Raw genomic sequence first — 22,938 nt, 5'->3', positions numbered from 1 at the left:
GGGTGTGGATTGGCGCAGTCAGTCTGTTTCCGGAAATGTTCGGTGCGGTGACGGATTACGGGATCACAGGGCGTGCGGTTCGGGATGGTCTGCTGACCTTTCGGACCTGGAATCCCCGTGAATTTACCCAAGACCGGCATCGCACGGTAGATGACCGACCCTATGGTGGCGGTCCGGGCATGCTGATGAAAATTCAGCCCCTGAGGGACGCAATCCATGCGGCACGGGAATCGGCACCCGGAAACCCCTGTGTGGTTTACCTGTCGCCCCAGGGTGAGACGCTGAACCAGTCTGTTGTCGAGTCGCTCGCGGCAGAACAGCAACTGATTCTGGTGGCGGGCCGGTACGAGGGTGTTGATGAGCGCCTGATAGCGACGGAAGTCGATCGGGAAGTGTCACTGGGCGATTTTGTGCTGTCCGGTGGCGAACTGGCAGCGATGGCTGTTATCGATGCGGTTACACGCCTCATCCCCGGAGCGCTGGGTCATGCGCAGTCGGCAGAGCAGGATTCTTTCGCCGACGGTTTGCTGGATTGTCCGCACTACACCCGGCCCGAGGTTTACGAAGGTCAGGCGGTGCCGGATGTTTTATTGGGCGGTCACCATGATCAGATCCGGCGTTGGCGGCTCAAGCAGTCGCTGAGGCGAACCCGGGAGCGACGCCCCGACCTGCTGGAAAAGCGGGTGTTTACGGACGAAGAGCGTGAGCTGCTGGAAGAGATTTTGAACGAACCGGGTGCCTCTGAATAATCAGGGCATTAACAGATTGGGTATCAGGAGCATTACGATGAGCGGCAAGAACAACATCATCAGTCAACTTGAAGCAGAACAGATGACCAAGGAAATCCCCGCGTTTGCGCCGGGTGACACCGTGGTCGTTCAGGTTCGCGTAACCGAGGGTAACCGTGAGCGTCTTCAGGCGTTCGAAGGTGTCGTCATCGGCAAGCGTAACCGTGGAATGAACTCCTCTTTCACCGTACGTAAGATCTCCTACGGTGTCGGTGTTGAGCGTACTTTCCAGAGCTTCTCAAAGCTGATCGAAAGCATCAGTGTGAAGCGTCGTGGCGATGTTCGCCAGGCCAAGCTTTACTACCTGCGCGACCTGTCTGGCAAGGCGGCTCGTATCAAGGAGAAGCTGGGCTGATCAGCAGTGCGCTGAACAGCAGTCAGAAAAAGGCAGCCGAGGGCTGCCTTTTTTGTGTCTGAGGTTTCGGTATGCTTGGTGTGTTGTGGGACCTATGCAGTCTGGGAACTTGCCATGAGAGCAGAAGATGAATCGGTGATCGTCAGGTTTGTTGATGCCATCTGGCTGGAGGACGGACTGGGCGAAAAAACCCGCCAGGCTTACCGGAGCGATCTGTTGCGGTTGTCGGAATGGCTCGAAAGTCAGCCTGGCAAGCCGCTGCTCAAGGATGTTCGCAGAACCGACTTACTGGCGTGGATGTCCAGTGGCCTCGCGCAGGGCGTCAAGAGCTCCACGGCGGCCAGGCGGTTGTCCGGGCTGCGGCGGTTTTATCGGTTTCTGCTGCGAGAAGGCCTGATTACTGAAGACCCGACCCTTCGGATTGACAGCCCCAGGCTGCCTCGGCGTCTCCCCGACTCGCTGACCGAGGGCGAGGTGGATGCGCTGCTTTCCGAGCCGGACCCCGGAATTGCCATCGAGCTCAGGGACAAGGCCATGCTGGAAATACTCTACGGTTGCGGTCTGCGGGTCTCGGAGCTGACCGAGTTGCGGGTTGATCAGGTAAACCTTCGTCAGGGCGTGGTTCGGATCACTGGCAAGGGCGACAAGGAGAGGTTGGTCCCCCTGGGTGAAGAGGCAGTGGACTGGTTGCTGCAGTATATGAAGGAAGGGCGGCCGGAACTCCTTAAAGGGCGATCCTGCGATGCGCTGTTCCCGGGCAACCGTGCTGCGGCGATGACTCGTCAGACTTTCTGGCATCGTATTAAGCACTACGCGGTTCGAGTGGGTATTCGCAAACACCTGTCGCCTCATACACTCAGGCATGCCTTTGCCACGCACCTACTTAATCATGGAGCGGACCTGCGTGTGGTGCAGATGCTGCTGGGCCACTCTGACCTGTCGACAACACAGATATACACCCATGTGGCTCGTCAGCGACTGCAGTCGCTGCACCAGGCTCACCATCCCAGGGGCTAGCCGTGGGGCGGTTCCGCGATTGGGGGTGAACTTTCTTTTTGTGTATTTGTCGCATTGAATTGATTCCCGGCCTGTGCCAATACTGCCCGGGTTGTTTAACTGTTTACTGGAAAAGGTTGTTTGCCAGAATGAATATGAAACATGTGGTTGTGGCGCTTGGAGTTGTCCTGGGTGCCTTTGGCGCGGCGAGCGTCAGTGCCGGTGAAGTGGAAGACCGGATTTCCGAGCGTCTGACCCAGGCTGTCCCAGGCCTCAAGGTGGTGTCGGTAAAAGAATCCGAAGCCAAGGGCCTCTATGAGGTTCAGAGCAACAATGGCGACACCATCTACGCGACCGAGGACGGCCAGTACCTGATGACGGGAGATCTTCTCAAGATTACCGATCAGGGCATTGCCAATGTCACCGAAGCCGCCCGCACGGAGGCCCGTCGCGAAATGATGGCGGACTATGGTAACAAGGGAGTTATCAGCTTCCCGGCGAAAAACGAAAAGGCCGTGGTAAACGTGTTTACTGATATCGACTGCCCTTACTGCCGGAAGCTGCATGACGAGGTGCCGCAGTTGAATGGCTATGGCATTACCGTCAATTACTACGCGTTTCCACGGTCCGGCCCCAATACAGCGTCTTTCAAGAAGTATGAGTCGGTCTGGTGTGCTGACGATCAGCAGGCGGCCATGGACGCAGCCAAGGCCGGCCGCTCAGTACCCGACGCAAGTTGCGAAAATCCGGTGGGCGAGCAGTATGAGCTTGGTGGCCGGGTAGGGGTCACAGGGACACCTGCCATTGTTCTGGAAGATGGCAACATGGTTCGTGGCTATGTCCCGGCCCAGCGTCTGGCGGAAGGCCTCGGGCTACTCTGAAATCCTGGCGCACCTATCGTACGGGATGCGTTACACGGTATTTTCGAAGGATCCGATTCAGGGCTTATTCAGTGAGGCCTGAATCGGTATACTATGCCCGCCTAATATAATTCATCAGCACCCCTTCGGGATCAGAGGTGAGAGTTTGAAAGACGTCAGTGTCGGAATCTGCGGATTGGGAACCGTCGGCGGCGGTACCTTTAATGTCTTGACCCGCAACGCCAGGCTGATTGCCGGTCGGGCCGGATGCAATATCCGGATTACCCGGGTTGCCAGTCGCCGGGCTCGCGAGGATATGGACCTCGGCGATGTGCCCTTCAGCACCGACATTTACGACGTGGTGAACGATCCCGACGTGGATATCGTGGTCGAGCTCATCGGTGGTTATGATGCGGCCAAAGAGCTGGTGCTGGCGGCAATCCGCAACGGCAAGCACGTGGTTACCGCGAACAAGGCCCTGATTGCCGTCCACGGCAACGAAATCTTCGAGGCGGCCGAGAAGGCTGGTGTTGTGGTGGCTTACGAGGCGGGTGTCGCCGGCGGTATCCCGGTCATCAAGGCTGTTCGTGAGGGTATGGCGGCAAACCGCATTGACTGGATTGCCGGCATCATCAACGGCACCGGGAACTACATCCTGACCGAAATGCGTGCCGGTCGGGAATTTTCCGAGGTTCTCAAAGAAGCCCAGGATCTTGGGTACGCCGAAGCAGATCCGACCTTTGATGTGGAAGGCATTGATGCCGCCCACAAGCTGACCATACTGGCATCAGCCGGGTTTGGCGTGCCTCTTCAGTTCGAGAAAGGCTTCACCGAAGGCATTTCGAAGATTACCCCTTACGACATTGCTCACGCCGAATTGCTGGGTTATCGCATCAAGCACCTCGGCATTGCCCGTCGCCGCGATGATGGCATCGAGCTGCGTGTGCATCCGACCCTGGTGCCCCAGAGTCATCTGATTGCCCAGGTTGATGGTGTCCTGAACGCGGTCCTGGTGGATGGCGATGCCGTTGGCCAGACCATGTATTACGGTCCCGGAGCAGGGGATGAGGCAACCGGGTCGGCTGTTATTGCCGATATCGTCGATGTGGCCCGTGCCGTGGCGACCGAAAGCAAGCTGCGTGTGCCCTACCTTGGCTTCTCACCGGACGCCATGGAAGACCTGGATGTGCTGTCCATGGAGGACATTCAGTCTGCCTACTACCTGCGCATTACCGCTCTGGATCGTCCGGGTGTGCTGGCCAAGATTGCCTCCATTCTGAGTGAGCATGGCATCAATATCGAGTCGATCATGCAGAAGGAATCCGAGCTGAAGGACGGACGTATTCCGGTGATCATCCTGACCCATACCGTTCAGGAGCGCCAGATCAACCGTGCGATCGAAGAGTTGGAAGCTCTGTCCGACACCGATGGCCATGTTGTCCGCATCCGCGCTGAAAACTTCAACTGACAGGTACGAACGTGAGATACATCAGTACGCGGGGTGAAGCGCCCGCACTGGGCTTTGAGGATGTTCTGCTGACCGGTCTGGCGACAGATGGCGGCCTCTATGTTCCTGAATCCCTGCCACATTTTGATCTGGAAGAAATCCGGAGCTGGCGCGGGCTTTCGTACAGTGAGCTGGCGTTCAACGTCATGTACCCGTTCGTGGATGACGCTATCCCTGCGGATGATTTCCGCAAGATGCTGGACGAGACCTACTCGGTTTTCGCCCACAAGGCCGTGGCCCCGCTGGTTCAGCTGGATACCAACGAGTGGGTGATGGAGCTTTTCCGCGGTCCGACGCTGGCGTTCAAGGATTTCGCCCTCCAGCTGTTAGGGCGTCTCCTCGACTATGTTCTGGAAAAGCGCAAGCAGCACGTGGTTATCATGGGAGCGACTTCCGGTGACACCGGCTCGGCTGCCATTGAGGGTTGTCGCAGGTGCGAGCACGTGGATATTTTCATTCTGCACCCCTACCAGCGGGTGTCAGAGGTTCAGCGCCGTCAGATGACCACCGTTCAGGGTGAAAACATCCACAACATTGCGGTGCGTGGCAACTTCGACGACTGTCAGCGCATGGTGAAGGAGAGTTTCGGCAACCAGTCGTTCCTGGGTGGCAAAACCCAGCTGGCAGCTGTCAACTCCATCAACTGGGCCCGGATCATGGCCCAGATCGTCTACTACTTCCATGCCTCCCTGGCACTGGGCGGTCCGGATCGGAGCATGGCGTTTTCCGTGCCCACCGGGAACTTCGGCGATATCTTTGCCGGCTACCTTGCCAAGAAGATGGGGCTGCCAATCTCCCAGCTGGTCATTGCCACCAACCGTAACGATATTCTGCATCGCTTCATGAGTGGCAACAAATACGAGCAGCACCAACTCGAACACACCCTGTCTCCGAGTATGGATATCATGGTGTCCAGCAATTTTGAGCGCCTGCTGTTTGATCTCCACGGCCGGGACGGGCTGGCGGTGAAAACCCTGCTGGAAAACGCTGCGAAGGGGCCCGTCAGTATTGAGGACTATCGCTGGAAGCATGCGCGCAAGCTTTTTGACAGCGATGCGGTGGACGACAAGGCCACCTGCGACACCATTCGTGAGATCTACGAGCAGAACGAGTATCTGCTGGATCCTCACACCGCCATCGGCGTCCGTGCAGCGCGCAACTGCCGCCGTGATCAGGTGGTGCCAATGATTACCCTGGGTACCGCACACCCGGCCAAGTTCCCGGATGCCGTGGCAGAGTCTGGCGTCAGTGTAGAGCCACCGCTGCCGGCGCATATGGCCGACCTGTTCGAGCGGGAAGAGCGGTATACCGTATTGGATAATAATATCGACGGTGTGCAGGCATTCATTGCCAAGCACTGGAAAAACGCCTGATCGGGTATGACACCAAAAAAGATCCTGCGTCGCCCCCAGCCCGATACCCTTCCGGACTGGGGGCAAAACCTGCCTCCCTTGCTTCGCCGCCTCTACGCTGCCCGTGGCGTAACTTCTGATGAGCAGCTGAGCTACACCCTGAAACACCTGGCTTCACCCCTGTCTCTGAGAGGTATTGACCGGGCCGTTGAGCTTCTTGCCGAGGCTATCGATCAGCAGCAGCGGGTGCTTGTGCTCGGCGATTTCGACGCCGATGGTGCTACCAGTACAGCCGTTGCCATGCTTGGACTCTCCATGCTGGGTCTGCAGAGTATCGACTTTCGCGTGCCCAGCCGGTTTGCAGATGGCTACGGCCTGACGCCGGGTATTATTGAACGCCTGCGCGACGAGGGTCAGCTCCCGGACCTGATGGTCACCGTTGATAACGGCATATCCGCGGTTGAAGGCGTTCGCGCGGCCAAGGAACTTGGCGTGAAAGTGGTGGTGACCGATCACCACCTGGCCGGCGAAGAGCTTCCGGATGCCGATGCCATCGTCAATCCAAACCAGCCGGGTTGTCCTTTCCTGAGCAAGAACGCGGCCGGTGTTGGCGTCATGTTTTACGTGCTCACAGCGTTGCGCAAGCAGCTCCGGGAAACCAATCGCCTGCCTGATCCCGAACCCAACCTGGGGTGCCTGCTGGACCTCGTGGCGCTCGGTACTGTGGCTGATGTTGTGCCTCTGGACCACAACAACCGGATCTTCGTGGAGCAGGGCTTGCGCCGGATACGCCAGGGTGAGGCCCGTCCCGGTATCCTGGCGCTGCTGGAAGTCGCTGGCCGGGACCACACGGCGATCAGCTCAACCGACCTTGGATTTGTGGTCGGGCCCCGCCTGAATGCCGCCGGGCGGCTGGATGACATGAGTATCGGGATTGCCTGCCTGCTGGCAGACAGTCCGGACGAGGCTCGCCGACTGGCCCGGGAGCTGGATACCTTCAACCGGGAACGTCGCACCATCGAAAAGGACATGAAAGCCCAGGCCCAGGATCTGCTGTCTTCAATGTCGCTGGACCTGGATGGACTGCCCTGGGGGCTTGCGCTTTTCGATACCGATTGGCACCAGGGCGTTATTGGAATTCTGGCTGCCCGTATCCGTGAGCAGACCCATAGACCGACCATTGCCTTTGCGCCGGACGAAAACGGCGAAGACATCAAAGGTTCTGCTCGCTCCATTCCCGGGCTTCATATCCGGGATGTGCTTGCCGTGGTCGACTCACGTCATCCGGGGATCATGAAAAAATTTGGCGGTCACGCGATGGCTGCGGGCATGACCCTCGCCAGGGATGATCTGGATGCCTTTTCCGAGGCCTTCGATCAGGCCGTTCGAGACACCCTCTCGGCCGAGGATCTGGAGGCGGCGATCACAACCGATGGGCCTCTGGGCGCAAGTGAACTGTCGTTGGACACCGCCGCGCTGCTCAAACGCGCCGGCCCATGGGGGCAGCATTTCCCGGAGCCACTGTTCGACGGCGAGTTCCGGGTGGTCAGCCAGCGGATAGTCGGCGAAAACCATCTGAAATTGGTGTTGCAACCTGTCGAAGGCGGCGGGATCATCGACGGTATTGCCTTCAATACCGGGCCGGAAGTGCCTGATTACACGCGCACCGGTGCGCGGGTGGTTTACAAGCCGGATGCCAATACCTTCCGGGGGCGCACCAATCTCCAGCTTCTGGTGGATTACCTCGAGCCTCTTGCCTGATTCACGGAAACCCGCAGGCTGATTTACAAACCGATTTCCGGTAGAATCCCGCCTCTGTTTTTACTCTCCATTTTCTAGAGCGAGTAAGGGTTTCATGGAAATTAATCCCATTGTGACGAAGATTAAAGAGCTTCGTGAGCGCACTGAAGCGCTCAGGGGGTATCTTTGACTACGATCAGCGTAGTGAGCGACTGACCGAAGTTGAGCGCGAACTGGAGCAGCCGAGTGTTTGGGACGACCCCGAGCGGGCTCAGGCTCTGGGCAAAGAGCGCGCCGATCTTGAGCTGATCGTCAAGACCATCGACAACCTCACCTCCGGCCTTGAAGACGCTGAGGGCCTGCTGGACATTGCCGCAGAAGAAGAGGATGAGGGCACCGTTGCCGAGATCGAATCAGATCTTGAGGCCCTTGATAAAGAGCTCGAGAAGCTTGAATTCCGCCGCATGTTCTCCGGCGAAATGGACGCCAACAACGCCTACCTGGATATTCAGGCTGGCTCTGGTGGCACCGAAGCCCAGGACTGGGCCAACATGCTCCTGCGCATGTACCTGCGCTGGGCAGAGCGTCGGGGCTTCAAGGCCGAAATTGTCGAGCTGATGGAAGGCGATGTGGCGGGTATCAAAAGCGCCACCATTCACATCCAGGGCGACTACGCCTATGGCTGGCTGCGTACCGAAACCGGCGTTCACCGTCTGGTGCGTAAGTCACCATTCGATTCCGGCAACCGTCGGCATACGTCTTTCTCTTCCGTGTTTGTGTCACCGGAAGTGGATGACAGCTTCGAAATTGAAATCAATCCGGCGGATCTTCGGGTGGATGTTTACCGTGCCTCCGGCGCCGGTGGTCAGCACGTTAACCGGACCGAGTCGGCGGTGCGTCTGACGCACAATCCCACCGGTATTGTCGTGGCCTGTCAGGCTGGTCGAAGCCAGCATCAGAACAAGGACCAGGCCATGAAACAGCTCAAGGCGAAGCTGTTTGAGCGTGAGATGCAGGAGCGCAACGCCGAGAAACAGAAAGCCGAGGACGCCAAGGCCGACATCGGTTGGGGCAGCCAGATCCGCTCCTACGTTCTGGACGACAGCCGTATCAAGGACCTGCGCACCAAGGTAGAAACCAGTAATACCCAGTCGGTGCTGGACGGTGACATTGACAAGTTCATCGAAGCCAGCCTGAAGATGGCGCTGTAACCAGCGCCTTTGCCACGCTAACCCGGACAACCCGATTCCTAGTGAGCCAAAATGACTGATCAAACTCAGAATGCCGCACCGCATGAGGACAACAAGCTGATTGCCGAGCGCCGCGCCAAACTGTCAGAAATGCGCGACCAGGGCAACGCCTTCCCGAACGACTTTCGTCGTGACGCCACCGCCGCCGAACTGCAGGCGAAATACGGTGAAAAAACCAAGGAAGAGCTGGAGTCCCTCGGTATCAAGGTGGCCATTGCCGGCCGCATGATGCTCGATCGCAAGGCATTCAAGGTGGTCCAGGACATGACTGGCCGGATCCAGATCTACGCGTCCAAGGATGTCCAGAAAGACACCAAGCACTGGGATCTGGGGGACATCGTGGGAGTGCGAGGCACCCTGTCCAAATCAGGCAAGGGCGATCTGTACGTGACCATGGACGAGTACGTGTTGCTCACCAAGTCCCTGCGCCCGTTGCCTGAAAAGCACAAGGGCCTGACCGATACGGAAGCCCGTTACCGCCACCGCTACGTCGATCTGATGGTCAACGAGGACAGTCGTCGGGTGTTCTATGCGCGCTCGAAGATCATCAGCGCCATGCGTCAGTACTTCACCGACCGGGACTTCATGGAAGTTGAAACCCCGATGCTGCAGGTGATTCCTGGCGGCGCCACGGCGCGGCCCTTCGTGACCCACCATAACGCGCTGGGTATCGACATGTACCTGCGTATTGCCCCGGAATTGTTCCTGAAGCGTCTTGTCGTCGGCGGCTTTGAGCGGGTGTTCGAGATCAACCGGAACTTCCGGAACGAGGGGCTTTCCACCCGTCATAATCCAGAATTCACCATGGTGGAGTTTTATCAGGCATACGCTGACTACAACGACCTGATGGATCTCACCGAGGACATGCTGCGCACCATTACCCAGAAAGTCCTGGGCACGACCACCGTGGTGAACAGCCGAACCCTGGCAGATGGCAGCGAAGAGACCGTTGAGTACGATTTCGGTAAAACCTTCGAGCGCCTGACCGTGGTCGACGCCATCCTGCGCTACAACCCGGACATCAAGCCGGAACAGCTGGCGGACGACGCCAGTGCCCGCCAGGTGGCGAAAAACCTTGGTATTCATCTCAAGGATGGTTGGGGCCTGGGCAAAGTCCAGATCGAGATCTTCGAGGCGACGGCGGAGCATCGCCTGATGCAGCCGACATTTATCACCGAGTACCCGAAAGAAGTGTCGCCCCTGGCCCGCTGCAAAGACAGCAACCCGTTCGTCACCGAACGTTTCGAGTTCTTCGTGGGCGGTCGCGAAATCGCCAACGGCTTCTCGGAGCTGAACGACGCCGAAGATCAGGCGGAGCGCTTCCAGGCCCAGGTGGCCGAGAAAGACGCCGGTGACGACGAGGCCATGTTCTACGACGAAGATTACATTATGGCACTGGAATACGGCCTGCCGCCCACCGCCGGCGAGGGCATCGGCATCGACCGGCTGGCCATGCTGCTGACCAACTCGGCATCAATCCGCGACGTTATCCTGTTCCCGGCCATGCGCCCCGAGCACAAGGCCGACAGCCGTAAAGACGAGGAGTGATCCATGAGCCCGGTTGAGGTACTGGCCAGCCAGCTCAGGCCCGACCGGGGCTGGAAAGAGCATCTCGCGGAAGAATTCCGCCGGCCCTACATGCAGGGCCTGGCGGAGTTCCTCGCCGCCGAGGAACAGGCCGGCAAAGTCCTGTTCCCCGCCAGCCAACACTGCTTCAACGCCCTCAACAGCACGCCACTGGATAACGTGAGAGTGGTCATTCTCGGCCAAGACCCCTACCACGGTCCAGGCCAGGCCCACGGCCTGTGCTTCTCCGTGCGCCCGAACGTGGCCATCCCGCCCTCACTGGTGAACATCTTCAAGGAAATACAGGACGACCTGGGTATCGCTCCCCCGGACCACGGCTGCCTGCAGCCCTGGGCCGAGCAGGGCGTACTGCTGCTCAACAGCGTTTTAACCGTCGTTCAGGGCCAGGCCGGCGCCCACCAGGGAAAAGGCTGGGAAACCTTCACCGACAAGGTCATCGAAACCATCAACCGCGAACGGGAAGGCGTGGTATTCCTGCTCTGGGGCAGCTACGCCAAAAAGAAAGGCCAGCACATCGACCGCAACAAACATCTGGTCCTCGACGGCCCACACCCGTCACCCCTGAGTGCTTACCGTGGCTTCTTCGGTTGCAAGCACTTCTCAAAGGCCAACGACTGGCTGGAGCAGCAGGGAAAGCCCACCGTTAACTGGGCGTTGCCAAGCAAAGCTGAGCTGATCGAGAGATACAAGAAGAGCTGAGGGCATGTCCGCAAGTAGTCTTCGGGATGGGGTCAGGCTCCCAAAACCGTGCGGAGCCATGGATGGCGGAGCCGAGCGTACAGGGAAGTATTCACAGCGTGTTTTGGGAGCCTGACCCCATCCTGAAGACGGGCGGTCAAACTCCCAGAGGCAAAAAATTACTGAAGCAGCGCCATCGCCGCTTCCATCTGAGCGTTCAGATCCTCTTCCTCGCTCATGTCGATATTCGGATCCAACCCCAGACGATCAAAGGCCGAAATCTTCGTCCAGTCCATCTCCGTCCACGGATGCTCCGAACCCGCAACCAGCTGCAGGTTGGCAACCATCACGAGATCCGCATAGTCGGCCGCCGGCACCTCACGGTTGAAGTTGGCGTATTCTAGGGGAACGTTCTGAAGCTCCTTCGGGAAATCCCACTTCTTAAGGATTGTCGCCCCGATCTTCGGATGCAGTTCATCAACCACGTTGTCCAGCATGATGCTGCTGATCTGGATGTCCTGGTCTTCTACATAGCGCAGGATGGGCAGTACGCCGATCAGATGCACAAGGCCTGCAAGGGTAGCCTGGTCCGGCTTGAGTTTGGTGTAGTGTTGCGCCAGAACGTGGCAGACGCCGGCCACTTCGGTACTGGTCTGCCAGGTGGCCCGCATGCGCTTGTCGATCATGTCGGACGTGGCCTGGAACATCTGCTCCATGGCCAGGCCCATGGCCAGGTTGCTGGTGTAGGCCATACCGAGGCGACTTACCGCCATGTTCAGGTTCTCAATGGCTCGGCTGCCCCGGAACAGCGGGCTGTTGGTCACCCGGATGATGCGTGCGGACAGGGCCGTGTCATTGCTGATGACCTTTACCAAGTCGGCTATTGAAGAATCCTCGGATTGCGCAATGTCTCTGACCTGAAGGGCTACCTCCGGAAGGGTGGGAAGCACCAGCTTGTCATTTTCGATGGCTGCGTTGAGATCGGCTTTGATGGTTTCAACAATATTCGACATGGTCAGTAAAGGTCCGCTTAAAGATTTCGAAGAATGGCCAGAATGCCTGGGCCACTGTCCGAACAATCAAATATGTGAGCTGCTGCATAGCAAAATAGCAAATTCTGGCGCGTTTGCCTGTCAACTTATGTATCTGATTGTGCGCTTTTTTCCCTTTCGGGCACCGGGTAGGGCAGTGGCATTGGCTCCAGCGTCACCTGTGACAGGCCCTCCGGATGCAAGGCGTTTTCAGCGGCATCGTGGCGAACCACCGCAAGTAATTCAACGCTGCCGTCGCGGTATTTGATCGCATTGACCACTTCTCCGACTGACCGCTCGCCAGCAAATAATGCGGTTCCGGGGGTTGGCAAGTCTTCTGACTGTTCAATACGGAAGCGGAAAAGGCTCTTTTTCAATTGCCCAAGGAAGTGCATGCGGGCAATCACTTCCTGACCCGTGTAGCAGCCTTTCTTGAAATGCACGCCGCCCACATGCTGCCAGTTCAGCATCTGAGGCACGAAGGACTCTTGTGTGGCGGTAGTCAGGGAGGCGACGCCCGCTGCGATTTCGGAGGCCTGCCAGTCGGCCGCCGACATACGGGCGCTGGCGGGAAGTGCTGCTTCGCCCTCTTCAGTGTGCCAGAACTCGAAGCGGGGCGTGCCCTCGGCTGTCGATTGCGTCTTCACGAGGATGCCGTCAGGGAGTGTGCAGGCGTCCCCGGGCTCTTTCAGAGAATCCAGTGGCTTTCCGGCGAGCGTTTCTGCCAGGCCGTCGCCCAGAATCCCTATAATCTTCGTTTCCTGAACCACCTCCATAGTGGTTCCACGAAACAGCATCAGATATTTGCGCAAGTGGCTGATGATGTCGTCAGCGAGTTCGGCGGGAAAGTCCATCAGGATATCGTCGCCTGAACGGACCATACGTGTGAGGCAGTAGGCGCGACCCTTGGGCGTTGCTGCGGCCGCGCGCGGCGAATACTCCGGGATTACCTCATCGAGGTTCTGGCTGAACTGGCCCTGAAGAAACTTGTCGGTGCCCGGGCCGCTGACGCATACAACCACGCGGTTGTCGAGATCCGCCCAACCGTTGTCCGGCAGGGGATACTCTGCAACGGCAGATACAGAAGCGTCTGTGTCGGTCATGGCGTACTCCAGGTTATTGAATCAGTGAGATGATCGCCGGGGGCGGCCCAGTCTGAGCCAGACCCTGAGACGACGGAAATCCTCCGCCGGAACATTGCCCGGGCTTCCGGGTACTGGTGCCAGCAGGAGTGAAGTGTATGACCGGAATCTGGTGCCGGCAGGCCGAAGTTTCAAGAGTGCCAGGCCTGACCAGATCCGGCTGGAGGCAAGTGGAATAACCTCTACCCTCTGCTTGTCTCCGATTCTGGCATACATTTTATCGTGTTCGATCAGGAGACCACTCACGGAACCACAGCCCATAAGTAACCCGTTTGACCGATACTGCAGGGCGGCGCCCCACAGTGCAATGGGGATTGCAACGAGAAGCCAGAATTTGTCTGCCAGTAGCGCCATCAACAGGAAAGCCAGCAGCAAAACCCATGGCAGCACCGCAAGCAGGCCAACCAGCAGCGAGGGCGTGAGCGTTAGTTCAATCCGGCTGGACACGTTTGAGAATGATGTCGACCATGCGTTGAAGATCGGGATCGGCCGGGCGGCTGCGTTGCATGAACCACTCAAACATGTCGTTATCTTCGCAGGTGAGCAGTTTCTTGTAGCGGGCCTGGTCTTCAGCGTCCAGATCGCGGAAGGCCTCTTCCATGAAGGGAATCAAAAGGTTGTCCAGCTCCAGCATGCCTCTACGGCTATGCCACCAGAGGCGGTTGAATTCTGCTTTTTCAGACGATGCAGGTGTCTCTGACATAGTGTTTACCATTGAATCCTGTGTAAAAACGGTGTTCGTTCAGGGCGCGAGTGTACGGTAGGTGGTGGGAACCAGCACGGTATCACGCACCTCATTGATCAGTCCCGGATAATCGAGAGTGTAGTGCAGCCCTCGGCTTTCCCTGCGCTGCAGTGCCGAACATATGATGAGATCAGACACGGTGACCAGGTTACGAAGTTCCAGCAGGTCATTGGTGACACGGTAGTTGCTGTAGAACTCGCCGATTTCCGCAGACAAAAGATCCACCCGGTGCTTGGCCCGCTGCAGCCGCTTGGTGGTTCGCACAATGCCGACGTAGTCCCACATGAAATGGCGAAGCTCGTCCCAGTTGTGGGAGATTACCACGTCTTCGTCAGAGTCCCGCACCTGGCTTTCATCCCAGTCTGGTGCCTCTGGCGGTGGTGGAATGTCGGCTTCCCGGCGGGCAATATCCGCCGCAGCCGCACGGCCATAAACCAGGCATTCCAGCAGGGAGTTGCTGGCCATTCGGTTGGCCCCATGGAGCCCGGTGAAGGCAGCCTCGCCGACCACGTAGAGCTGGTTAACATCGGTTCGGGCACGTTCATCGCTCATGATTCCGCCACAGGTGTAGTGAGCGGCTGGAACCACGGGAATGGGCTCCCGGGTAATATCGATACCGAAGCCCAGACACTTCTCGTAGATGGTGGGGAAGTGGTGCTTTATAAAGTCGGCGGGTTTGTGGCTGATGTCCAGGTAGAGATGATCAGCACCCAGTCGTTTCATTTCGTGGTCAATGGCCCGGGCAACGATATCACGGGGCGCCAACTCGCCACGCTCGTCAAAGCGATCCATAAACCGGGAACCATCCGGCAGTTTCAGCAGGCCGCCCTCGCCCCTCACGGCTTCCGTGATCAGGAAGGATTTGGCGTGGGGGTGATAAAGGCATGTAGGGTGAAACTGGTTGAACTCCATGTTTGCCACCCTGCAGCCGGCCCGCCAGGCCATCGCAATCCCGTCTCCGGAAGCGCCGTCCGGATTGGTTGTGTAGCGGTAGGCCTTGGAGGCGCCGCCGGTGGCAATCACTGTGAATCGTGCCCGGAACAGCTCTACATGGTTGTCTTCAAGGTTCAGGATGTAGGCACCGACGCATCGGTTTCCCGGCAGGGACAGTTTGCGATTGGTGATCAGATCCACAGCCACCCTACCAGACATGAGTTCTATGTTAGGTCGTGCCTCTGCCTGGGAGGTGAGGGTGGTTGAGACCGCATGCCCCGTGGCATCGGCTGCATGAATGATGCGCCGATGACTGTGGCCGCCCTCACGGGTCAGGTGGTAGTGGGCGTCCTGATCCCGCGTAAAATCGACACCGGAATCGATCAGCCAGTTGATGCTTTCCCTGCCATGTTCGACCGTGAACCGCACGGCGTCCTCATGGCACAGGCCTGCGCCAGCATTGAGGGTGTCGGAGATGTGGTTTTCGGTGGAATCCTGATCATCCAGAACTGCGGCGATACCGCCTTGTGCCCAGAGCGTGGCGCCGCTGCTGATCTGGGCCTTGCTCACCACGCAGACCTTCAGGTGCTCCGGCAGATTGAGCGCGACGGTGAGGCCGGCAGCACCACTGCCGATAATGAGAACATCGTATTCGAAGGACTGTGGCATCGGGTCGTTATCGCAGGCCATAATGTGGACGTGTATTGAACTAAACTTTACGCTTGCTGTCTATTTGGCCTGACAGGGTGAGCCGCCTGACCGGTGGTCTAGCCCGTTTCATGAACGGACGCCGGATAGCATCAATGACGCAGCGAAACTTGGTACAGGCCGGACAGCTGGCCATCAAATCAGGGAACCCCGGCAACCAGTCCATGACTCCTGATACAGAGAAACAACAGGGCGATCACCCGGACAGCCAGACGGATCTGCAGCTGGTGCGCAAGGTTCGTAATGGTGATCGCGCCGCCTTCGATCTTCTGGTGGTCAAGTACCAATCCAGAGTCGCATCAATTATCAGTCGGTACGTCTACGACAGTCAGGAAGTCATGGATCTGACCCAGGAGACCTTCGTAAAGGCGTTCAGGGCGATCGAGCGCTTCCGCGGGGACAGCGCCTTCTATACATGGCTGTACCGGATTGCCGTCAATACCGCGAAGAATTACCTGGAATCCCGCGGCCGGCGGCCGCAGGGCAGTGCCGACTCGGCGGAAGCGGAGAATTTCGATGACGGTTCACGGCTGCGTGACACCGCTTCGCCTGAACGGCTCCTGCAACGGGAACAGCTCCAGAAAGAATTGAACAAGGCGATCGCCCAGCTTCCTGAGGAGTTGCGCTCTGCCTTTCTGCTCAGGGAATACGATGGGCTGAGCTATGAGGATATCGCGGGTATCCTCGAGTGCCCGATCGGTACTGTCCGTTCAAGAATATTCAGGGCCCGGGATGCGGTTGATCGGCATCTCGGGCCTTTACTCAATCACTCGGTGACGTAATTGAGGTTGCATCCCATGGATGATCGTCTCAGAGAAACACTGTCCGCCATGATGGACGACGAAGCTGACGAACTTTCGGTACGTCGCCTGCTTTCCCACGATCGCCAGGACGAGGTTCGGGCGCAGTGGCAGCGTTGGCAGGATGTTCGCGACCTTATGCATGACGGCCACTCGCCGGCCCACGGTATGGACGTCAGTGTGGGCGTCCGTGAACGGCTTGACGGGCGGGGCACCACCGCGGTCAGGCCTGAAGCTGCCGTACAGGCCACCAGGTCCGGCCGCTGGCACTGGCCGGCTGCCGCCATGGTTGCCATGGCGCTGCTGGTCGGGTTCGGTGCGGGTGCCGGTTGGGATTCATCCGCGACCGGGCCGGTTCAGCCGGTGACCGCAGCTGCACCAGAAACGCCTGTGCAGGACCAGCCGGTCAGGGAAATTGCCCTGCAGGGTCTTGATGAGGAACAGTGGGAGTATATGAGTCGCTACCTGCTGGAACACGCACAGCACAACAGTGTTGGCGCCGGGCGGGGCGCCGTCGGCTATGCCCGTCTGGTCAGTGCCAATGGTGCCGGCTACTGAACCCCGGAGCGAGAGTTTAATCATGCCTCGAGTCTTAATTAATGTTGTCCCAAGCCGTGCGTTGTCCATGCTCGTGGGTTTTTTGCTCGCGCTTGCTGGGTCGCTGCCGGCTGCCGCGGACGAAGACGAGGCATCCGCCTGGCTTGAAAGGCTGGGTCCGGCCCTGAACATGACGTCCTACCGCGGTGTGTTCGTATACGCCCGGGGCGAGAGCGTACACTCAATGCAGATTGCCCATCGTTACAATGATGGCATTGTAGAGGAGCGGCTGGTTCTGCAGGACGGCGGCAGTGGAGAAATTGTTCGCAAAGGCATGAATGTGGTCTGCGTGCTCCCTGAGACAGGCCGCGTCAAGCTTGACCAGGTGATTCCTTCAGGCCCGTTCGCCGAAGCGTTCACCAGTCAGCTGATGCCGGTCAGCCACTGGTATCGGGCGGAAATGAAAGGTGAGGACCGGGTTGCAGGGTATGACGTGGTTTCAGTGGCGCTAAGCGCCAAGGATTCCTACCGCTACAGTCATCGGCTTTGGCTGGAGAAATCCACCGGTCTTCTGGTCAAGAGTCACGTTCGTAATGCCGAGGGGGAAGTGCTCGAGCAGTTTCAGTTCACCAGCCTGCACATCGGCGAGGACATTCCCGATAGCGAATTCGAGATCCGCACCGAGGGCCGGGAAATTTCCAGAACGCTGGATGAGCCCGCTGTTACGGCATCGGTGGTCCAGCGTATGGATGGGTGGCAGCTTGGCTGGCGCCCGGAAGGGTTTGTCCCTGCGGCGGCGCCCCGCTCCGGCAAGGGCCAGGCCGTTGCCTTCTCCGATGGCCTGGCCGCTTTTTCGGTCTTCGTTGAGCCGGCTGGCCCGGTTAGCATGCCGACGGGCGCCTCCCTGATTGGCGCCACCACCGTTTATATGCATCAGGTGACGGAAGGGGATAGCGCTTTTCTGGTTACCGTCGTGGGTGAGCTGCCTCCGCAGACTGCGCGCCAGGTTGCCGAATCGGTGCGTATTGAAGACTCGGTGGCCCTGGGTGCGGGTAAGCCGTGATTACTGAAACTGGAAAAGTGGTCGCGCTCAAGGGCGACAAGGTCTGGGTCCAGACGATCCGAACCAGCGCCTGTCAGAGTTGTGCTGCCCGCAATGGTTGTGGTCAGAAAGTCCTGGCGGCTGCCTCGGGCGGGCGCGCCAACCAGATTCTGGTGACCAACTCGGTCAATGCCAGGGTGGGAGATGAAGTAACCATCGGAATTGATGAGCAGGCGTTGCTGGGTGCTTCCATTCTGGTCTATGCCGTCCCACTGATCCTGATGGTTGTCGCAAGTATCCTCGGGCACCAGATGTCCGGTGGTAGCGACGGCGCTGCGATGCTGGCCGCTGTCGCTGGCCTGGCTCTGGGTTTTTTCGCAGGACGCAAACTGCAAGACGCGGGCGGCAAGGAGTATGAGCCCCGCCTGGTCCGGGTAAGCCGGATAGCCTCTGAAAACTGTCTGTAAACCCTACGGTTTTGTAAGTTGAAAATCGGTGGGCCGAACCCAAAACTACGCCTAGGTGTAAGCACAACAGGGGGTACAACATGTCGAGTGCAACAGCAGTTGCCCAGTCGTCACGTAATTTCATACCCGGAAGGATGCCGGCCGCTTTGCTGATTTTGCTGTCTGCCATGGTGTTGGCGGGCTGGAGTCAGGCGAGTTCAGCCCGCAGCCTGCCTGATTTTACCGAGCTGGTTGAAGATAACGCCGGTGCGGTGGTGAACATCAGTACAACCACCGAGCCCACGCGCCGCAATTCCGGCGCTCCCGGGATGCCGTTTGATGAGCGTCAGCTCGAACAGCTTCCCGAGTTTTTCCAGGATTTCTTCCGCGGCCCCCAGTCTCCGTTTGGAGGTGGGCCTGGCAACTCCCAGCCACGCCGCTCCATGGGCTCCGGGTTCATTGTCTCCTCGGACGGTTATGTCTTGACCAATAATCACGTGGTCGAGGGAGCTGATGAGATCATCGTGCGGCTGAATGACCGGCGCGAGCTGCCCGCGACGCTGGTTGGAACAGACCCTCGTTCCGATATGGCCGTGCTGAAAATTGAAAACGGCGATGATCTGCCTGTCGTTCAGGTAGGTCGGTCCCGGGATCTGAAAGTCGGTGAGTGGGTGTTTGCGATTGGCTCCCCGTTTGGATTCGATTACACGGTAACGGCCGGAATCGTCAGCGCCCTGGGTCGCTCCCTGCCATCGGAAAACTACGTGCCCTTCATTCAGACAGACGTGGCGATCAACCCGGGCAACTCCGGCGGCCCTCTGTTTAACCTGGAGGGCGAAGTGGTCGGTATCAACTCCCAGATCTACACTCGCTCTGGCGGTTTCATGGGGGTCTCCTTTGCCATTCCGATTGACGATGCGATGAACGTCTTCCGTCAGTTGCGCGACAACGGCTCTGTCTCCCGTGGCTGGCTCGGGGTGCTGATTCAGGAAGTGAACCGTGATCTGGCCGAATCCTTTGGTCTCAAGCGGCCCCGCGGTGCACTGATTGCCGAAGTGATGTCCGGTTCGCCGGCGCAGGCAGCCGGCCTGCAGGCAGGGGATATCGTCCTCAGCTATGACGGCGACGAGGTGCAGCTTTCCTCTGACTTGCCGCCCATGGTTGGCCGCACGCCGGTTGGTGAAACTGCCGAGCTGAGAGTGCTTCGCGGTGGCGAGGAAATCGAGCTTCAGGTTGAAATCGGTCGCCTTCCGGAGGAGGGAAGCCAGCAGGCTTCCGCATCGGCCAGTGACAGTGATGGTCCCGGCTCTGCGCCCCTGGGCATGATGGTCGAACCGCTGCCTACGGACATGGCCGACTCCATGGGTATTGAAGGCGGCGTTGTGGTCAATAATGTTGCGCGGGGTGCGGCTTCCGAAGCGGGCATCCGTGCGGGCGATGTGATCACGGAAATGAATCGCCAGAAGGTGACATCGGTGCAGGAATTCCGCGAGGCTGTTCAGTCGCTGCCCGAGGGCAAGGCGGTATCGGTCCGGGTGGTGCGCCAGGGCCGGGCGCTGTATCTGGTGATGAAGCCCTGATACCCTTCTGCTGATCCGGATTACCTGACATGGAGCCCCCGCAGGTGTTGGAAACGACACTTGCGGGGGCTTTTGTTATACTCGGCGGATCAATAAAAATGAGCGGCCATGGAACGGACCAGCCCCATGATGAACAGACAGGAACTCTCTCTCCGTAAGCTACTGGAATTCCGCAATGCCTGGGTCGCCTGGCTGGTCTTCGCGGTAGCCGTTGCCGTCACCCTATTGCTTTGGCAGGTGTCCATCCGGCTGGTGGAAGACCGCACGGAAGCCCGTTTTCGCACCCAATCGCTCCAGCTTAAATCCGCCATCGAAGAGCGCTTGCTGAATTACGAGCAGGTGCTGGCCGGCAGTGCCGGTCTGTTTGCGGTGGCCGGAGACGTTTCCCGTGATCAATGGCGCGAATACGTGGACAAGGTTGATATCAACCGCTACTACCCGGGCATTCAGGGTATTGGCTATGTTCGCCGTATCGGTGTACGCCAGATGGCCGACCATATTGCCTCTGTCCGCGCGGAAGGGGTGCATAATTACCTGGTGAACCCGCTGGGTAGCGGTCCCTACTACTACCCCATGGTCTACCTGGAGCCTGGCACGGAACGGAACCGACGGGCCCTCGGCTACGATGCCTTCAGCGATCCCATTCATCGCCAGGCCATGGAGCAGGCCCGGGATGATGCGATCCCCACGGTGACTGCCAAGGTGGTGCTGGTTCAGGAAGAGCTTGGCGAAGACCAGGCCAGTTTTCTGATGTATTACCCCGTCTACCAGGGTGGAGAAGTGCCCGAGATCCGGGCTGAGCGTCGCATGATGTTGGCGGGCTATGTGTTCAGTGCCTTCCGGATGAACAATCTTATCGACGGCATCGTTGGCCTGATCTCGCCGTTTCTTGATGTCCGGATCTACGATGCCGGAGTCGTGGAACGGCAGAACCTCATGTATGGCTCCAATCTGGGGTCCCTGGACAACGAATTCAGTTTCCAGATGAGTCAGACCATCAGCCATGGTGGTCGAGACTGGCTGTTGCAGACGCGCTCCACGCCCGCCTTTGATTTCCTGGCCTCAGATCCGCGGCCTCCGATCGTCCTCGGCAGTGGCCTGGTGATCAGTGCCCTGTTGTTCCTCTTCGTGCTTGCCTTGATCCGTTCACGGCTGATGGCGCAGATCAGTGCCGGCCGCTATCGGGCGATTACCGAAGGCGCAGCCAATGTCACCCTGGTGATGGACCGTGCCGGGCAACCCCTGTACGCGAGCCCGTCCAGCCTGGATATCCTTGGCTTCGAGCCGGATCAGGTTCAGGCCCTGAACTTTGAGGAGCTCGTTCATGGTGACGACTGGCCCCAGCTGCAGCGAGGCTTTGACGATTCCGTTCAGTCGCCGGGCAAACAGATGCCGGTCATCCGGGTCCGTATCCGTGATGCCAAGGGGCAGTGGCGGGATATGGAGGGCACCTTTACGGCCATGTTGTCGGTGCCAGGCGTCAATGGCGTTGTGCTTAGCCTGCGGGATCTGACCCAGCTCAAGGCCGCCCAGTCCGAGCTGCACAGGCTGGCATTCTATGATCCGCTTACCGGCCTGGCGAACCGGCAACTGTTCCGGGACCGTTTGAATCACGTGGTCAGCCGCAGTCGCCGGAGCGGTGAGCCGGCTGCCCTCATGTTCCTGGATCTCGACGGCTTCAAACGTATCAACGACACCCTGGGGCACGATTCCGGCGATGAACTGCTGTGCCAGGTGGCGCAGTGGCTGGTGGGTTGTGTCCGTGAGGAGGACTCGGTTGCCAGGCTCGGCGGCGATGAGTTTGTGGTATTGCTGTCCCGGATCAGTGACTCCGATGCTGCCGGCAAGGTCGCAGAGACCATTCTGCGCAGTCTTTGCCAGCGAATCCGGCTGAACGATCACGAAGTCGGCATCACGGTCAGTATCGGCATCACCATGATTCCCCACGACAGTGAGGACGCCGGAACCCTGATGAAGTACGCTGATCTGGCGATGTATCGTGCCAAGGAGCTGGGTCGGAATACGTTCCAGTTCTTCACCCCGGCCATGAACATCAAGGCGGCAAGGCGGCTTCTGCAACAGGAGGAGTTGGCCACGGCGCTGGATGGCGATCGCTTCGTTCTGCATTACCAGCCGAAGATTGATCTGGCCAGTGAGCGGGTGATTGGGGTTGAGGCATTCCTGCGCTGGCATCATCCGGAGAAGGGGCTGGTGTCGGCACAGCAGTTCATCGGTCTTGCCGAGGAAACCGGCCTGATTGTTCGCCTGGGTGAATGGGCTTTGAGACAGGCCTGTATTCAGGCTCAGGCCCTGGAACGGGCCGGCTTTGAATCCCTGAAAATGGCGGTGAATCTGTCTGTTCGACAACTGACCGATTCGGGCTTCCTCGGCATGATCCGACAGGTCATCACCGAGACGGGCGTCTCGCCGGAGCGGCTGGAGCTGGAGATGCCGGCGGAGCTGCTCAATGAAGATCCGCGAATGCTCAGGGAGTTGCTGGTGTCACTCCATGATCTCGGGGTCTGTCTGATACTGGATGATTTCGGCACCGGCTCCTGTTCACTGGTTGCTTTGCAGCAGCTGCCGCTGGATGTTATCAAGATCGACCACCGGTTCATTCGCGACATTCCCTACAATGTCAGTGCCACGGATGTGGCCTCCGCAGTGATTGCCCTGGCCCGCAAGCTCCACCTTACGGTGGTTGCGGAGGGTGTGGAAACCCCACAGCAGCTGAGCTTCCTGAAAACTCACGGCTGCGCCCAGTGTCAGGGCAACCTGTTCAGCTATCCGCTGGACGAGGATGCGCTCATCGGTTTCCTTATCCGGCAATACGAACGGCCGCTGATTTCCTGATCATGGCA

At 58.7% G+C, this 22,938-nt stretch carries 21 protein-coding genes; 16 read left to right on the top strand and 5 right to left on the bottom strand.

What is annotated here, in order from left to right; all coding sequences use genetic code 11:
* Positions 1-2: 2 nt before the first annotated feature.
* The 10 genes from trmD to ung all read left to right on the top strand — a co-directional run bounded on the left by trmD (position 3) and on the right by ung (position 11,134).
* The gene (gene trmD / locus KYE_RS17840) at positions 3-749 is read left to right on the top strand and encodes a tRNA (guanosine(37)-N1)-methyltransferase TrmD (protein ID WP_008176240.1); all 747 of its coding nucleotides are present in this window, start codon (positions 3-5) and stop codon (positions 747-749) included.
* A gap of 37 nt (positions 750-786) precedes the next feature.
* Positions 787-1,143, top strand: a complete 357-nt coding sequence (gene rplS, locus KYE_RS17835; RefSeq protein WP_008176237.1) for a 50S ribosomal protein L19 — start codon at positions 787-789, stop codon at positions 1,141-1,143.
* A 114-nt stretch (positions 1,144-1,257) separates the two neighbouring features.
* Positions 1,258-2,160: a site-specific tyrosine recombinase XerD gene (gene xerD / locus KYE_RS17830; protein WP_008176234.1), complete on the top strand. Its 903-nt coding sequence runs from the start codon at positions 1,258-1,260 to the stop codon at positions 2,158-2,160.
* A gap of 128 nt (positions 2,161-2,288) precedes the next feature.
* Positions 2,289-3,020 (top strand): DsbC family protein, encoded by a 732-nt coding sequence (locus KYE_RS17825; RefSeq protein ID WP_008176233.1) that lies wholly within the window; start codon positions 2,289-2,291, stop codon positions 3,018-3,020.
* Positions 3,021-3,165: 145 nt separating this feature from the next.
* Entirely contained in the window at positions 3,166-4,467 is a 1,302-nt protein-coding gene (locus KYE_RS17820) for a homoserine dehydrogenase (protein ID WP_014576269.1), read from the top strand.
* An 11-nt stretch (positions 4,468-4,478) separates the two neighbouring features.
* The gene (thrC, locus tag KYE_RS17815) at positions 4,479-5,879 is read left to right on the top strand and encodes a threonine synthase (RefSeq protein ID WP_008176229.1); all 1,401 of its coding nucleotides are present in this window, start codon (positions 4,479-4,481) and stop codon (positions 5,877-5,879) included.
* Between the two features lie 6 nt (positions 5,880-5,885).
* Entirely contained in the window at positions 5,886-7,619 is a 1,734-nt protein-coding gene (recJ, locus tag KYE_RS17810) for a single-stranded-DNA-specific exonuclease RecJ (RefSeq protein WP_008176227.1), read from the top strand.
* A 94-nt stretch (positions 7,620-7,713) separates the two neighbouring features.
* Positions 7,714-8,809, top strand: a protein-coding gene (gene prfB / locus KYE_RS17805; protein WP_100169522.1) for a peptide chain release factor 2 whose coding sequence is annotated in 2 segments (ribosomal slippage) — positions 7,714-7,785 and positions 7,787-8,809 — 1,095 coding nt in all. Because the reading frame shifts where the segments join, the coding sequence is not laid out codon by codon here.
* A gap of 51 nt (positions 8,810-8,860) precedes the next feature.
* Positions 8,861-10,396, top strand: a complete 1,536-nt coding sequence (gene lysS / locus KYE_RS17800) for a lysine--tRNA ligase (protein ID WP_008176224.1) — start codon at positions 8,861-8,863, stop codon at positions 10,394-10,396.
* A 3-nt stretch (positions 10,397-10,399) separates the two neighbouring features.
* Positions 10,400-11,134, top strand: coding sequence for a uracil-DNA glycosylase (ung, locus tag KYE_RS17795; protein WP_008176222.1), 735 nt, complete (start codon positions 10,400-10,402; stop codon positions 11,132-11,134).
* Positions 11,135-11,292: 158 nt separating this feature from the next.
* Here the strand turns inward: ung and KYE_RS17790 are convergent, their stop codons facing one another.
* The 5 genes from KYE_RS17790 to nadB all read right to left on the bottom strand — a co-directional run bounded on the left by KYE_RS17790 (position 11,293) and on the right by nadB (position 15,633).
* Complete coding sequence (locus KYE_RS17790) at positions 11,293-12,126, bottom strand: HDOD domain-containing protein (protein ID WP_008176220.1); 834 nt, start codon at positions 12,124-12,126, stop codon at positions 11,293-11,295.
* Between the two features lie 125 nt (positions 12,127-12,251).
* On the bottom strand, positions 12,252-13,247 hold the full coding sequence (locus tag KYE_RS17785; RefSeq protein ID WP_008176217.1) for a YgfZ/GcvT domain-containing protein: 996 nt from the start codon (positions 13,245-13,247) through the stop codon (positions 12,252-12,254).
* 21 nt (positions 13,248-13,268) lie between these two features.
* On the bottom strand, positions 13,269-13,733 hold the full coding sequence (locus KYE_RS17780) for a hypothetical protein (protein ID WP_008176215.1): 465 nt from the start codon (positions 13,731-13,733) through the stop codon (positions 13,269-13,271).
* Positions 13,717-13,989 carry a succinate dehydrogenase assembly factor 2 gene (locus KYE_RS17775; protein ID WP_014576278.1) on the bottom strand — a complete coding sequence of 91 codons (273 nt, stop codon included), beginning with the start codon at positions 13,987-13,989 and terminating at the stop codon, positions 13,717-13,719. Before KYE_RS17775 ends, KYE_RS17780 begins: the two co-directional genes overlap by 17 nt.
* A 39-nt stretch (positions 13,990-14,028) precedes the next feature.
* A complete protein-coding gene (gene nadB / locus KYE_RS17770; RefSeq protein ID WP_008176209.1) occupies positions 14,029-15,633 on the bottom strand; it encodes an L-aspartate oxidase in 1,605 nt (534 codons plus the stop codon).
* 134 nt (positions 15,634-15,767) lie between these two features.
* Here nadB and rpoE point away from each other — a divergent pair, with 134 nt between their 5' ends.
* From rpoE to KYE_RS17740, 6 genes are all read left to right on the top strand, one after another.
* Entirely contained in the window at positions 15,768-16,454 is a 687-nt protein-coding gene (gene rpoE, locus KYE_RS17765) for an RNA polymerase sigma factor RpoE (RefSeq protein WP_008176207.1), read from the top strand.
* 15 nt (positions 16,455-16,469) lie between these two features.
* Positions 16,470-17,030, top strand: coding sequence for a sigma-E factor negative regulatory protein (locus KYE_RS17760; protein WP_008176205.1), 561 nt, complete (start codon positions 16,470-16,472; stop codon positions 17,028-17,030).
* A 67-nt stretch (positions 17,031-17,097) separates the two neighbouring features.
* Entirely contained in the window at positions 17,098-18,072 is a 975-nt protein-coding gene (locus tag KYE_RS17755) for a MucB/RseB C-terminal domain-containing protein (RefSeq protein WP_008176202.1), read from the top strand.
* On the top strand, positions 18,069-18,518 hold the full coding sequence (locus KYE_RS17750) for a SoxR reducing system RseC family protein (protein ID WP_008176201.1): 450 nt from the start codon (positions 18,069-18,071) through the stop codon (positions 18,516-18,518). The genes KYE_RS17755 and KYE_RS17750 overlap by 4 nt, the downstream gene beginning before the upstream one ends.
* Before the next feature lie 134 nt (positions 18,519-18,652).
* The gene (locus KYE_RS17745; protein WP_008176199.1) at positions 18,653-20,077 is read left to right on the top strand and encodes a DegQ family serine endoprotease; all 1,425 of its coding nucleotides are present in this window, start codon (positions 18,653-18,655) and stop codon (positions 20,075-20,077) included.
* A gap of 126 nt (positions 20,078-20,203) precedes the next feature.
* Entirely contained in the window at positions 20,204-22,930 is a 2,727-nt protein-coding gene (locus KYE_RS17740) for an EAL domain-containing protein (RefSeq protein ID WP_039882144.1), read from the top strand.
* The last annotated feature ends 8 nt before the right edge of the window (positions 22,931-22,938 follow it).

This window comes from Marinobacter manganoxydans MnI7-9 (genome assembly GCF_000235625.1).
In the GTDB taxonomy this organism is placed as follows: Bacteria; Pseudomonadota; Gammaproteobacteria; order Pseudomonadales; family Oleiphilaceae; genus Marinobacter; species Marinobacter manganoxydans.
The sequence above is the reverse complement of the archived record's forward strand: the minus strand, read 5'-3'. Positions and strand labels throughout refer to the sequence as shown.